Origin of the sequence: Burkholderia arboris (assembly GCF_038723655.1) — a bacterium.
Lineage (GTDB): Bacteria > Pseudomonadota > Gammaproteobacteria > Burkholderiales > Burkholderiaceae > Burkholderia > Burkholderia arboris.
The window spans coordinates 2,725,090-2,738,919 of sequence record NZ_CP109822.1; the positions used below are offsets into that span (position 1 = coordinate 2,725,090).

The 13,830-nt window shown below is 66.6% G+C and carries 10 protein-coding genes and 1 pseudogene; 5 read left to right on the top strand and 6 right to left on the bottom strand.

Going from position 1 to position 13,830, the window contains the following annotated elements; all coding sequences use genetic code 11:
- Nucleotides 1-55: 55 nt before the first annotated feature.
- A complete protein-coding gene (ggt, locus tag OHZ10_RS29645) occupies nt 56-1,807 on the bottom strand; it encodes a gamma-glutamyltransferase (RefSeq protein ID WP_342705213.1) in 1,752 nt (583 codons plus the stop codon).
- A 363-nt stretch (nt 1,808-2,170) separates the two neighbouring features.
- On the opposite strand from ggt, the gene OHZ10_RS29650 reads away from it, so the two are divergent.
- Complete coding sequence (locus OHZ10_RS29650) at nt 2,171-3,049, top strand: MurR/RpiR family transcriptional regulator (protein WP_174991329.1); 879 nt, start codon at nt 2,171-2,173, stop codon at nt 3,047-3,049.
- 27 nt (nt 3,050-3,076) lie between these two features.
- On the opposite strand, the gene OHZ10_RS29655 is transcribed toward OHZ10_RS29650, so the two are convergent.
- From OHZ10_RS29655 to OHZ10_RS29665, 3 genes are all read right to left on the bottom strand, one after another.
- Nucleotides 3,077-4,423, bottom strand: a complete 1,347-nt coding sequence (locus OHZ10_RS29655; RefSeq protein WP_256086159.1) for an AAA-associated domain-containing protein — start codon at nt 4,421-4,423, stop codon at nt 3,077-3,079.
- A gap of 11 nt (nt 4,424-4,434) precedes the next feature.
- Nucleotides 4,435-6,186: an ABC transporter permease gene (locus OHZ10_RS29660; RefSeq protein WP_059239926.1), complete on the bottom strand. Its 1,752-nt coding sequence runs from the start codon at nt 6,184-6,186 to the stop codon at nt 4,435-4,437.
- Between the two features lie 79 nt (nt 6,187-6,265).
- A complete protein-coding gene (locus tag OHZ10_RS29665) occupies nt 6,266-7,855 on the bottom strand; it encodes an inorganic phosphate transporter (protein ID WP_059239923.1) in 1,590 nt (529 codons plus the stop codon).
- A gap of 262 nt (nt 7,856-8,117) precedes the next feature.
- Here OHZ10_RS29665 and OHZ10_RS29670 point away from each other — a divergent pair, with 262 nt between their 5' ends.
- The 4 genes from OHZ10_RS29670 (at nt 8,118) to OHZ10_RS29685 (ending at nt 11,257) form a co-directional block, all read left to right on the top strand.
- On the top strand, nt 8,118-9,056 hold the full coding sequence (locus OHZ10_RS29670; RefSeq protein ID WP_342705214.1) for a metallophosphoesterase family protein: 939 nt from the start codon (nt 8,118-8,120) through the stop codon (nt 9,054-9,056).
- A gap of 19 nt (nt 9,057-9,075) precedes the next feature.
- Nucleotides 9,076-9,417, top strand: a complete 342-nt coding sequence (locus OHZ10_RS29675; protein WP_059239920.1) for a cupredoxin domain-containing protein — start codon at nt 9,076-9,078, stop codon at nt 9,415-9,417.
- A 94-nt stretch (nt 9,418-9,511) separates the two neighbouring features.
- The gene (locus tag OHZ10_RS29680) at nt 9,512-9,973 is read left to right on the top strand and encodes a cupin domain-containing protein (protein ID WP_059239918.1); all 462 of its coding nucleotides are present in this window, start codon (nt 9,512-9,514) and stop codon (nt 9,971-9,973) included.
- A 144-nt stretch (nt 9,974-10,117) separates the two neighbouring features.
- Nucleotides 10,118-11,257, top strand: coding sequence for a patatin-like phospholipase family protein (locus tag OHZ10_RS29685; RefSeq protein WP_342705215.1), 1,140 nt, complete (start codon nt 10,118-10,120; stop codon nt 11,255-11,257).
- A gap of 274 nt (nt 11,258-11,531) precedes the next feature.
- Here OHZ10_RS29685 and OHZ10_RS29690 read toward each other — a convergent pair.
- Nucleotides 11,532-12,500, bottom strand: a pseudogene (locus OHZ10_RS29690) (D-2-hydroxyacid dehydrogenase family protein); the annotation flags it as partial.
- A gap of 127 nt (nt 12,501-12,627) precedes the next feature.
- Nucleotides 12,628-13,797 (bottom strand): alpha/beta fold hydrolase, encoded by a 1,170-nt coding sequence (locus OHZ10_RS29695; RefSeq protein ID WP_342705216.1) that lies wholly within the window; start codon nt 13,795-13,797, stop codon nt 12,628-12,630.
- Nucleotides 13,798-13,830: the final 33 nt, after the last annotated feature.

Sequence of the window (13,830 nt, forward strand, 5' to 3'; positions counted from 1 at the left end):
GGCATTCGCGGGAAGGCGAACGCCGGCGGCAGCGGTTCGGCATGAAACGATCCGGTCAGTAGCCGATCGCCGAGCCGGCCGGACGGCGCGGGTCGTTGTAGCCGTAGATGAAGCCGGCACGCACGTTGCCGGACACCGACGAATCGTTGCCGGAACTCTGGCGGCTCGCCGCTTCGGTGCCCGGCAGGCCGACCATGATCAGCTCGGCGGCGCCCCACGGCGTCTGCTCGACCATCTTGTAGCCCATGTTGCGCAGGATCGCGAGCGTGTCGGGCGACAGGCCGTAGGTTTCGTAATAGACCTCGTCAGGCAGCCACTGGTGATGGATACGCGGCGCGGCGACCGCGTCCTGCGGCGTCATCCCGTAGTCGATCACGTTCAGCACGGTCTGCAGCGTGATCGTGATGATGCGCGAGCCGCCCGGCGAACCGACCACCATGAACACCTTGCCGTCCTTCTTCACGATGGTCGGTGCCATCGACGACAGCGGACGCTTGCCCGGCGCGATCGAGTTGCGCGTGCCCTGCACGAGGCCGAACATGTTCTGCGCGCCGACCTTCACGGTGAAGTCGTCCATCTCGTCGTTCAGGAAGAAGCCCGTGCCCGGCGCGATGACCACGGCGCCGAAGCGGCCGTTGACCGTATAGGTCGTCGACACCGCGTTGCCGTCGTGGTCGATGATCGAGTAATGCGTCGTTTCCGGTTTCTCGTGCACGCCGACACCGGGCTGCACGTCGACCGACGGCGTCGCCGTATCGGCATGGATGCTCTTGCGGATCTGCGCCGCGTATTCCTTGCTCGTCAGCTTCGCGACCGGGTTGTCGATGAAGTTCGGATCGCCCAGCAGCGTGTTGCGGTCTTCATACGCGTGACGCATCGCTTCGGTCATGTAGTGAACCGAAGCGGCCGAGTGGTAGCCGAGCTTGCGCAGGTCATACCCTTCGAGGATGTTCAGCGTCTCGCACATCGTCACGCCGCCCGAGCTCGGCGGCGGCGCCGACACGAACTCGTAGCCGCGATACGTGCACGTCAGCGGTGCCATGTCCTGCGCGCGGTAGGACGCGAAATCGGCCGCCGTGATCACGCCGCCGCCGCGCTTGGCCGCTGCTTCGACGATCTTCGGGATCTCGCCGTGATAGAACGCGTCGGGCCCCTGCTCCGCGATGCGCTCGAGCGTGCGCGCCAGGTCCTTCTGCACCAGGCGGTCGCCCGGCTGCAACGCCGTGCCGTCCGGGCGCAGGAAGATGCGCGCGGCTTCCGGATCCTTCTTGAAGCGTTCGACCGTGGTGTCGAGGATGTCCGTATCGCCGCGCGTCAGCACGAAGCCGTCGCGCGCGAGCCGGATCGCCGGCGCCATCACCTGCTTGCGGGTCAGCTTCCCGTACTTGCGTTGCGCGAGATCGAGGCCGGCCACCGTGCCCGGCACGCCGACCGCGCGATAACCGTACAGGCTCTGGTCCGGGATGACGTTGCCTGCCGCATCGAGGTACATGTTCGCGGAAGCCGCGGCCGGCGCAGTCTCGCGGAAATTGATGAAGCGGTCGCGGCCGTCGGCCAGGTGGAGGGTCATGAACCCGCCGCCGCCGATGTTGCCGCAGCACGAATTGGTCACGGCCTGCGCATAGCCGACCGCCACCGCCGCGTCCACTGCGTTGCCGCCTTCCTTCAGGATGTCGACGCCGATCTGCGACGCGAAGTGCTGCGACGACACGACCATGCCGTTCTTCGCCTCGACCGCCGGGTCCGATGCGGCGAACGCGCACACGCTCATGGCCGACAACAGGGTGAGTACTACGAGCCGCCTCATGACGGAATCCTCCAGACAAATAAACCGGGCCGTGCCGGGATGCGCCGCTGCACGACGGCATGGCGGCGCCACCAACCAGAAATGTAATAAACAATACATCTCGACGAGGCCGCGATCATAGCACTCGCTTTTTTGCATCAAAACCTAGGGTTATTACTGAACATAAAACGAATGCACGTAAAAGCGGTTCTGCTCGAATGTTTGTTTCATTACATTCATGAGTGAGCCGATTGGCCGTGCGATGCGGCCCTCTAATATCGGGACGTACGCGGCCCGCCGCCCGTCGATCGGCTAACATGCGTGGAGTCGCAGGCAGACCTGGGTCTGCCGTTTGTCATACAGATAAGAGAGCTGGAGTGCCCGATGGGGACGAGCATCAGGGCGTTGCTGTTATCCCAGATGGATAGCTTCACGCCGTCGGAACAGAAGGTTGCGCAGGCGTTGCTGGATCGCTATCCCAGTCTCGGGCTGGGGCCCATCGCGCAGTTTGCGAAGCAGGCGGAAGTCAGCGACCCGACCGTGTTCCGCTTCGTCGTCCGGATCGGTTTTCCGAACTACTCGTCGTTCCAGCAGGCGCTGCACGACGAGATCGACACGGCGATGAATTCGCCGCTCGCGCGGATGGATGCGTTCCACTCGGAAACGGGCATGCGCGACAGCCATGCGGCGATTTTCCAGCGGCTGTCCGAGTCGCTCGCGACCACGATCGAAGGGCTCGACGCGGCCGCGTTCGACGCGGCGGTGGCGCTGCTGGCCGATCCGGACGTGCGCGTCTTCTGCGGCGGCGGACGCTACACCGCGCCGCTCGCGTCGCTGTTTTCTTTCACGCTGGCCTATGCGCGGCCGCATGTCCACTCCGTCGAGCCGAACGTGAATCTCGCGTCGGTCGCACTGGCCGACATGGGGCGCGGCGACGTGCTGGTGATCTTCGACTTTCGCCGCTACCAGAAGGACAGCATCCGCTTCGCGCAGGCCGCGCACCGGCTCGGCACGCGGATCCTGCTGATCACCGACGAATGGCGATCGCCGATCGGCGCGTTTGCGGAAATCGTGCTGCGGATCCAGGGGCGCCCGTTCGCGATGCTGCAGACCAACGTGCCGGCGCTGGCGCTTGCCGAAGCGCTGGTGATCGGCGTGACGAACCGGCTGCCGGAACTCGCGCGGCAGCGGATGGAGAAGATCGAGCAGCTCAATACGGGCGGGATCGAGCAGGACACGAATCAGCGGGACTTGCCCGAATGACGATCGCTCGCCATCCAGGCGCAGGCGTCAGCTCTCGACATCCTCGAGACTGAACACTTCCGTCTTGTCGTTGTACGAGAAGACTTCGCCGTAACGGCCCCAGTCGATCACCGCGTCGAGCGTTTCCTCGGCCGCTTCGTCCGACAGGAAATCCTCCAGCTCCTGCTCGAAGCGCACGCGCGGCGCGCGGTGGCCCGGGCGCTCGTTGAGCACCTTCCGGATCCGCGCAGCGAGCGGCACGTGCTTCAGCAGATGATCGGCGAACATCAGCTTGCGCTCCTGCGTGCCGAATTCCGCGAACACGCGGGCCGGCGGCGTCAGGAACACGTCGCCTTCGCGCACGTCCGCGAAGCCGAGGTACTGCAGCACTTCGGCGATCGGGAACAGTTCGTCGACCTCCAGATGCAGCGTGCGCGCGATTTCCGGCATGTCCGCGCGGCCGTGATACGGCGCCATCGCGAGCGTCTCGATCAGGCCCGCCATCAGGTTGGTCGACACGCGCGGCATCCAGCTGCCGAGTTCGAGCCCCTTCTTCGTCGCCTCGTTGGTCTGGCGGGCCGTCATCTTCGCGTAGATGTCGTCGACGAGCTTGCGGAAATCGGTGTCGAGCCGGTTGCGCGGATGCTTGAACGGCACCTTGATCTCGGCGATCACGCGGCCCGGGTTCGACGACAGCACGAGGATCCGGTCGCACATGAACACGGCTTCCTCGATGTTGTGCGTGACGATCAGCACCGACTTGATCGGCATGCGGCCCTGTGTCCACAGGTCGAGCAGGTCGGTACGCAGCGTCTCGGCCGTCAGCACGTCGAGCGCCGAGAACGGCTCGTCCATCAGCAGGATCGTCGGATCGACGACGAGCGCACGCGCAAAGCCCACGCGCTGGCGCATGCCGCCCGACAGCTCGCGCGGGTACGCGTTCTCGAAGCCGTCGAGACCGATCAGGTCGATCGCGGCCAGCGCGCGTTCGCGCCGCTCGCGCGCGCCGACGCCGAGCGCTTCGAGGCCGGCTTCCACGTTCTGCAGCACCGTGAGCCACGGGAACAGCGCGAAGGTCTGGAACACCATCGCGACGCCGTCGGCCGGGCCGTTCAGCGGCTTGCCGAGGTAGGTCACTTCGCCGCCGGTCGGTTCGATCAGCCCGGCGATGATTCGCAGCAGCGTCGACTTGCCCGAGCCGGAACGGCCGAGCAGCCCGACGATTTCGCCCTCGCGCAGCGACAGGTTCGCGTCGTCGAGCACGAGCAGTTCGCCCTGCGACTTGTTGAAGCCGCGGTTCACGTGCTCGACGCGCAGGATTTCTTCGCCGAGGCGCGGCGGCTGCAGCGGCTGGGACGTCTTGACGGGGGCGTTGATAACGGTCGAATTTTGCATCGCGCTTACTCTCAATCGAGCCGGAGCCGGGATTCCGCATAGGCGTACATCGGACGCCACAGCAGACGGTTGAACAGGGTGACGAACAGGGACATCACGGCGATGCCCAGGATGATCTTCGGGAAATCGCCGGCGGCGGTCGTCTGTGCGATGTACGCGCCGAGGCCGTGCGCGACGACCTTCGTGTCGCCCCACTGCACGAACTCGGACACGATGCTCGCGTTCCACGCGCCGCCCGATGCGGTAATGGCGCCCGTCACGTAGTACGGGAAGATGCCGGGCAGGATCGCCTGCCGCCACCACTGCCAGCCGCGAATCCGGAAATTCTTCGTGGCTTCCTTGTAGTCGTTCGGATAGGACATCGCACCCGCGATCACGTTGAACAGGATGTACCACTGCGTGCCGAGCACGATCAGCGGCGACAGCCAGATGTCGGCGTTCAGGTGGAAGTGGACGATCACGATCACGAACACCGGGAACAGCAGGTTCGCGGGGAACGCGGCGAGGAACTGCGCGAGCGGCTGGACCTTCTCGGCCAGCTTCGGGCGCAACCCGATCAGCACGCCGAGCGGCACCCAGATCACGGACGCGATCGCGATCAGCACCAGCACGCGCAGCAGCGTGATGAGCCCGAGCACGAGCACGTGGCCGACCTCGCCCATCGTCACGCCGGTCGCGACGAAGCTGACGACGCGCCACACGACGTACACCGTCAGCAGGATCACGAATGCGCCCCACACGATGTCGCCGACGCGCGACGAACGGCGTGACGTCGCGCCGCGCGAGCGCGTGCCCTTCAGCGCCGGCAGGCGCAGCGGAATCCGCGCGGCCTGCGACAGCAGCCAGCCCGCCGGCACGAGCAGCTGATGAATCAGGTGCGTGCGGCGCATCATGTCGAGCAGCCAGGATTGCGGCGCATCGCCCGACGCGGTGTTTTCCATCCGGAACTTGTCGGCCCATGCGACGAGCGGGCGGAACAGGAACTGGTCGTACGCCAGGATCACGACCGACATCGCGACGATCACCCAGCCGACCGCGCCGAGGTTCTTGTCCGAGATCGCCTGCGCGAGATACGCGCCGATGCCCGGCAGCGTGATGGTCTGGTTGCCGACGGTGATCGCCTCCGACGCGACGACGAAGAACCAGCCGCCCGACATCGACATCATCATGTTCCAGATCAGGCCCGGCATCGAAAACGGCACTTCGAGCTTCCAGAAGCGCTGCCACGGCGTCAGGTGAAAGCCACGCGACACTTCGCTCAGGTCGCGCGGCACCGTGCGCAGCGACTGGTAGAAGCTGAACGTCATGTTCCACGCCTGGCTCGTGAAGATCGCGAAGATCGCCGCCAGCTCCGCACCGAGCACGCGGCCCGGGAACAGCGCGAGAAAGAACGTGACGGTAAACGAGATGTAGCCGAGCACCGGCACCGACTGCAGGATGTCGAGGATCGGGATCAGCACCATGCCCGCGCGGCGGCTCTTGGCCGCGAGCGTGCCGTAGACGAGCGTGAACGCGAGCGACGCGACCATCGCGGCGAGCATCCGCAGCGTGGTGCGCAACGCGTATTCGGGCAGGTTCGACGGATCGAGCGAGATCTTCTGCGTCTGCAGCACGCCGATCGGCGCCATCGTCTGGTGAAAGCCGACGATCGCCATTGCAAGCAGGCAGATGATCAGCGGAAACGCGACGGCATCCCAGCGGTTGGGCAGCACGCGCCACGCCGAGGCGTTCGCGGTGCGGTTCGGATCGAAACTGATATCCATCGGTAGCGTCTTGTGTTGAATTGAAAATCGATGGGGCCGACCGCTTGTCTCGCGGCCGGGCGTCGCACCCCGGCGCGAATCAGAACAGCCTGTGCAGCACCCAGTACAACGTAGCCGACAGCGCGATCGATGCGGGCAGCGTGAGCACCCACGCGAGCACGAGGTTGCGTACCGTATCCCAGCGCAGGCCCGCGCCGCTCGCCGTCATCGTGCCGGCCACGCCCGATGCGAGCACGTGCGTCGTCGATACCGGCAGCCCGTACGCGTCGGCCATCCCGATCGTCAGCATCGCGACGGCTTCGGCCGATGCGCCCTGCCCGTACGTGAGATGCGACTTGCCGATCTTCTCGCCGACCGTCACGACGATCCGCTTCCAGCCGACCATCGTGCCGAGGCCGAGCGCAATCGCGACCGCGACCTTCACCCACGTCGGGATGAATTTCGTTGCGCGGTCCATCTGCTGCCGGAACGCTTCGAGCGCGCTCGCGTCCTCGACCGGGAACGCCGGCGCCTTCGCTTTCTCCATCAGGCGGATCGCCTCGGACGCGACGTACATGTTGTTGCGCACGTTGTCGACGAGGTTCTGCGGCACGCTCGAAATGCCGCCTGCTTGCGCGACCTGGTCGGCGATCGTGTCGGTGAGCTTGCCGAGCGCGGGAATCGTCGCGGGCGTCAGCTTGTGCGTGCGCACGTACGCCTCGACATCGGCACGCGGGTGGGCGGACTGCACGGCTGGGTCCGCGTACTTGACCAGCGTCGTCGATGCGTGGCGCGCAACCGCGACGAACGTGCTCGTCTGGTCCGGCGTCACGGCCTTGTTCAGCGCGTAGGCGGTCGGCATCACGCCGATCAGGATCAGCATGATCAGGCCCATGCCCTTCTGACCGTCGTTCGAGCCGTGCGCGAACGACACGCCCGTGCAGGTCAGGATCAGCAGCAGGCGAATCCAGAACGGCGGCGGCTGGTTGCCCTTCGGCTCCTGGTACAGCGCCGGCACGCGCACGAGCGCCTTCAGCAACAGCAAGACGAGCGCGGACAGCACGAAGCCGATCAGCGGCGAGAACAGCAGCGCCTTGCCGACGCCGAGCGCCTGGTTCCAGTCGACGCCGCTCGTGCCCGACGGGCCGCTGACGATCTGGTTCATCAGGCCGACGCCGATGATCGAGCCGACGAGCGTGTGCGAGCTCGACGACGGCAGGCCGAAATACCAGGTCGCGAGGTTCCACGTGACGGCCGCGATCAGCAGCGCGAACACCATCGCGAAGCCCGAGCCGCTGCCGACCTGCAGGATCAGCTCGACCGGCAGCAACTGCAGGATGCCGAACGCGACGGCGCCGCTCGACACGAGTACGCCGAACAGGTTCCAGAGGCCCGACCAGACGACCGCGAGGTGCGGGTCGAGCGAATGCGTATAGATGACGGTCGCGACCGCGTTCGCGGTGTCGTGAAAGCCGTTCACGAATTCGAAGCCGAGCGCGATCAGCAGCGCGACGATCAGCAGCAGAAACGGGAGGGCCGAGCTTTCCTTGACGGGGCCGAGATCGGCACCGAGATGAATGCCGACATAGACGATGCCGCAGGCAATGATCAGAAAGAACAGCGCGAGGCTGACGGTGCGCGTGCGATGACTGGCCGCACCGCTGGTTTCCGTTGCCGCGGGATTCGGCATGAAGGGGCTCCGGAGAGGTGATTCGGAGTGGCAGGCTATCGGGCGGTCGTGACGCAAATGTGACGTGTCACTTACAGGACATTGACAGCGCATCCCGCTCGCATCCCGCATTGCCCCGGAAGCCGCCGACACGGGTGTTCGACCGCGTAACGCGTAACGCGCGGGAATAAATCCGCCGCTTCGGCGGTATGGCATGCGAAGGCGCCGGCTTATTCCAGGACGATCCGGCCGTCCGGTTTCGTCATACGAATGCGAGGCTCCCATGTCTTCATCGACCCCTACCCGCCCGTCGCGCCGCAAGGCCTTGCAATGCCTGGCCTTCGGCGGGCTCGGCACGCTGTTCACGCTGTCGGGCGGCATCCTGACGCCGTTCGACCTCGCGCTCGCGCAGACCGGCGACGCGCCCCCCGCGGGCAAGCCGCTGTTCGTGCAGATCAGCGACACGCACATCGGCTTCAACAAGGACGCGAATCCCGACGTATCGGCCACGCTGAAGCAGACGATCGACCTCGTCAACGGGATGCCCGCGCTGCCCGCGCTGGCCATCCATACGGGCGACATCACGCACCTGTCCAAGCCCGAGGAATTCGACCACGCGTCGCAATTGCTATCCGCGCTGCGCGTGCCGGAACTGCACACGGTGCCCGGCGAGCACGACGTCACCGACGGTTCGGGCGCCGAATATTTTGGCCGGTTCGGCAAGGCCTCGGACAACCGCGGCTATTACAGCTTCGATCACGCGGGCGTGCATTTCATCGCGCTCGTCAACGTGATGCATTTCAAGCCGAACGGGCTCGGCAGCTTCGGCGACGAACAGCTCGCGTGGCTCGAACAGGATCTGAAGGGCCGCTCGTCGAGCACGCCGATCGTCGTGTTCTCGCACATGCCGATGTGGACCATCTACGAACCGTGGGGCTGGGGCACCGGCGACGCGCCGCAGACCATGGCGCTGCTGCGCCGCTTCGGCTCGGTCACCGTGCTGAACGGGCACATCCACCAGATCGTGTCGAAGGTCGAGGGCAACGTGACGTTCCACACCGCGCGCTCCACCGCGTTCCCGCAGCCGACGGCCGGCAACGGCCCGGGCCCCGTGCCGCTCACGGTGCCGCACGACCGGCTGCCCGCGATGCTCGGCGTGACGACCGTCGAATTCGCGGGCCGTCCGGTCGCGTCGTCGCTGCACGACGCGACGCTCGCCTGACAAACATGAGGAGACCGACATGATCCGCTTCAAGCAACCCGGAATCGTCGCGGCGCTGATCCTGTGCGCGGCTGCCGCCGCCACGCCGCTCGCCGCGTTCGCACAGGGCCCGGACGGCGCGCAAGTGACGATCCGCAATTTCATGTTTTCGCCGATGTCGACCACCATCAAGGCCGGCACGACGATCACGTGGAAGAACCTCGACGCGGAACCGCACACCGTCGTCAACGATGCCGGCATCTTTCACTCGAAGGCACTCGACCAGGATGAGACGTACTCGTTCCGCTTCGACAAGCCGGGTGTCTACAAGGTGTTCTGCGGAATTCACCCGTACATGAAGGAGACGATCACCGTCGAATGACGCGGCCCGCCACGTAACGCGTGGGCGAACGGCGGGCGGCATCCGCCTACAATGACCGCCGTCCCATTCGCCCGCGTGGCAGACGGAGCCGCCCATGCCCAGGATCGACCTCAGCACCGTGCCCGAACGCCGCGGCAGCGGCTATCCGCGGCCGTTCGACGCGCCGTGCGCGCAGCGCATCCGCCAGCGTCTCGGCGACGCCGGCGGGCTGCGCGATTTCGGCGTCAACCTGATGCGCGTGCCGCCCGGCGGCTGGTCGGCCCAGCGCCACTGGCATGCCGACGAAGACGAATTCGTCTACGTGCTCGAAGGCGAGCTCGTGATGATCGAGGACGGCGGCGAGACCGTGCTGCGCGCAGGCGACTGCGCGGCGTTTCCGAAAAACTCGGGCAACGGCCATCACCTGGTCAACCGGTCGGACGCCGTCGCCGTCTATCTCGAAGTGGGTTCGCGTTCACCGGACGACGTGATCACCTGCCCGGACATCGACATGATGAGCCCGAGCCGCGACGGCCGGTTCCTGCACAAGGACGGCACGCCTTATCCAGATGCGTGACGCCGGCCGTGTCAAAGGGTCGGAAGCGAACGGCAAAGCAAACGCAAGCCACTGTTGCGCAGCAGGCCGCCCCGCGCCGTCGATCGCCTAAACTGAATCGAACTGTTCGGATCCGACCCACCGTCACACGCAGCGAGGCAAGCCATGACCGCGAGCCAGCCGGCACGAATGGACCTCCCCGGGCAAGTCGTGCTCGTGCTCCAGGGCGGCGGCGCACTGGGCGCGTTCCAGCTCGGCGTCTTCCAGGCGATGGACGAAGCCGGGATCCGGCCCGACTGGGTGGTCGGCACGTCGATCGGCGCGATCAACGCGGCGCTGATCGCCGGGAATCCGCCGGAACGGCGCTACGAGAAACTGTCGGCGTTCTGGCATCGCGTGACCGAACGGACCCGCTTCGACGTCCCGCCGCTGCTGCCGGGCTGGGACCGGACGCTGGCCGAGCTGATGATCATCGGCGGCGGCATCGCGGGCTTCTTCCAGCCCAATCCGGCGTCGTGGCTCGGGCCGATGGCGCGCCTCGGCGTCGATCGCGCGTCGTATTACCGGATCGCGCCGCTGCGCGACACGCTCGCGTCGCTGATCGATCCCGAGCTGCTGAACGCGGGCCATCCGCGCCTGACCGTCAGCGCGGTCAATGCATGCACGGGCACCATGCGCTATTTCGATTCGCGCGACACGCGGCTCGGGATCGAGCACGTCATGAGCTCGGGCGCGCTGCCGCCCGCATTCCCGGCGATACGGATCGACGGCGCGCCGTACTGGGACGGCGGCGTGTATTCGAATACGCCGGTCGAGGTCGTGCTCGACGACAACCCGCGCCGCAGCTCGATCATCTTTTCGGTGCAGATGTGGAATCCGGCCGGCCCGGAGCCCGAGAGCATCTGGCAAGTGTCGGAACGGCAGAAGGACATCCAGTACGCGAGCCGCACCGACAGCCACATCGCGCGCCAGCAGCAGATTCACCGGCTGCGCCACGTGATCCGCGAACTGGCGCGGCACGTGCCGGAAGCCGACCGCGCGTCGCCGGCCGTACGCCGGCTCGCCGCGTGGGGATGCGAGACGACGATGCACCTGGTCAAGCTCGCCGCGCCGCGGCTCGACGGCGACAATCAGCTGAAGGACATCGATTTCACGCCGGCCGGCATCGCGGCCCGCCGGCAGGCCGGCTATGACGCGACGAAACGGGCGATCGCCGCGCATCCGTGGGACTTGCCGATGGACCCGACGGAAGGCTTGACGGTGTTCGATCCGGACGCCGCACCGGTCGCTGAAAAAACGGCATGACGCGCGGGTGGCGCGGCCGCGCGCCGACTGCCCCGCACGGTCAGGCGCGCGCGGCCCGGAGATGCGCGCGGCCGGCTTCGCTCACTTCGACCTCGGCCACGCCGCCTGGCGCGTGGTGGCGCACCACGTAACCGCGCGCGCAGGCCTCTTCCCACACCGGCAGGCGTGGGCACGACGTGCGCCACGCATCGATCACCTCGTTGTACGGCCGCGCGCCGGGCCCAATCCATTCGAGCAGGTCGACAATCAACGGCTCGATCGATCCCGCTTCACGCGCGAGCACGTCCGGGTTGACCACGTGAATCGGCTGTCCGGCCGCATAGGACACGATCTGGTCGAACACATCCGAGAACTGCGTTTCGAATTCGTCTTCGGTCACGTAGCCGATATGCGGCGTGCACACCACATTGGGCAAACGCAGCAACGGATGCCGTGGATCGCGCAGCGGTTCCGTCTCGTACACATCTACCGCCGCCATTCCGGGCCGGCCGGCCTGCAACGCCGCTTCGAGCGCACCCGGTACGACGAGGCCCGCCCGGCTCGTGTTCACCAGCAGCGCACCGGGTTTCATCCGCGCCAGATCCCCGGCCGTCACGATGCCGCGCGTGGCCGGCACGAGCCGCATGTGCAGCGAAAGCACGTCGCAGGTTTCGAAGAAGGTGTGCTTGTCCGGCGCCGTGTGCCAGCCGTCGTCGCGCGCACGCTGCAGCGACGCTTCGCGCGCCCAGACCAGCACGTTCATCCCGAACGCGGCGCCGTATCGCGCGACCTCCGCGCCGATCCGGCCGTAGCCGTATATGCCCAGCGTGCGCCCGCGCAGCGTCCGTCCGACGCCGGTCTGCCAGTTGCCGGCCTGCAACGCGCGCATCTGCTGCGGAATCTGCCGCATCGCGGCCAGCACGAGGCCCCATGTGAGTTCGGCGGCCGCATAGGACGGCGTGCCCGCGTGCTGGTTCGACGACACGATCACGCCCTGCGCGGTGCACGCATCGATGTCGATATGCGGATAGACGCTGCGCTGGCTGATCAGCCGCAGCTTCGGCAGCCGGGCGATGAGCGGCGCGCGAATCTGCGTGCGCTCGCGAATCAGCACCAGCACCTCGGTATCGCGCAGGCGTTCGGCCAGGGCGTCGACGTCCTGCACATGGTCGTTCCAGATCGTGACCGCCTGCCCGTCCAGCTTGCTGAAGCTCGGCAGCGTACGCAGCGTGTCGAAATAATCGTCGAGGATCGTGATGTTCATGGGGGCGCTCCCGGGGATGCCGTCATCCTGAACCGCGAACGCCGCGCAGGGAAATGAATTTATCTTGCCGATTCCTGCATTTTTCTGATCGATCGCCTTTGGCCGTGCGCGGACCGCGCATGCACGCTCATTGTCCTGCCGCACGCATGTCCGGCGCCGTACCGGCGACGACCGGGCACGATTGCGGCAATGCCTGCCCGAACAGCACGGCCAGCCCGCAAGCGGACGTGAACATGCCGAGACCGTCGTGCCCGACGCCCGGCACTTCGACGACCTGCTGCGCGAGATCGTCCGGGTGACGCTTCTTCAGGTAATCGAAATACGCGAGCCCGCGCGCGAGCCGGTACGGGCCCTGCGCCATCGCCGCGCACGAACGGTCGATGAAATGCGTATACGGATTCGTATCGACCTGCCCGAGCAGGTACACGACACGGCGCGCAACGTAACGCGTTTCGAGCTCGCGCGCGTCCTGTGACGCAACGTAAGGCGGCGCCGACTTCAGCCCGTATTTCCATTGCGTCGCGCGCGGGCAGGTGCCGCCCGCGATCGCGTCGGCATTCGGCCGTTCATCGTCGAAATACAGATAGCTCGACGGGTTCGCGACCACGTAGCGCACGGCGATGCCGGTATGCGCCAGCGCGTCCCCTTCGCGCCCGGCCACGGCATAACGCTGCAGCAACTGCGCGCCGGCGGAGTGGCCGATCACGACGACCGTTGTCAGGGACGGGTACAGGCTGCGGTCGGCGAAATGCGCGAGCAACGCGTCGAGCGCCGCGAACGAGCTGATCGGGCCGGGCTGGCGCGCGGGTTCGCCGCCCTTCCATCCTTCCTGCGTCCACGCCAGCGTCGATGCGGGCAACGAGAACGCGCGCGTATCGGCGCGCGTCAGGAACTGCGGCGCGACGACCATCGTGCCGTTGCCGGACGCACCGGCCTGCTCGACGACCTTGCGCCCCGACGCATAGTAAGCGTCGGCGTTGCGGAGCGTGCCGTGAATCACGATGAACACGCGCGTGACGTCGGGCGCGGCGTGGTCGAGTGGATGGTCGGCGTAGACCGGCAGCGCCGCGCTGCCCTGCGGCGTCTCGACGGCCACGCGCTGGTCGGCGACGGCCTTGACCGGTGCTTCGAGACGTTCGCGCTGCGTGGGCGTAGCGGCTTCGGCCGGACTCACACTGCCCGACAGGCCGATGACGGCACAGGCTACCGAGAGCGGAAACGCGAATGACAGCGTCCGGGCGGCCGACTGCGCACGCGCGGGCCGGATGCTTGCAAAGGCAACGGAAATGAGGGACATGGCGGCGGATCGGGTTTCGGATATGACTTTAAC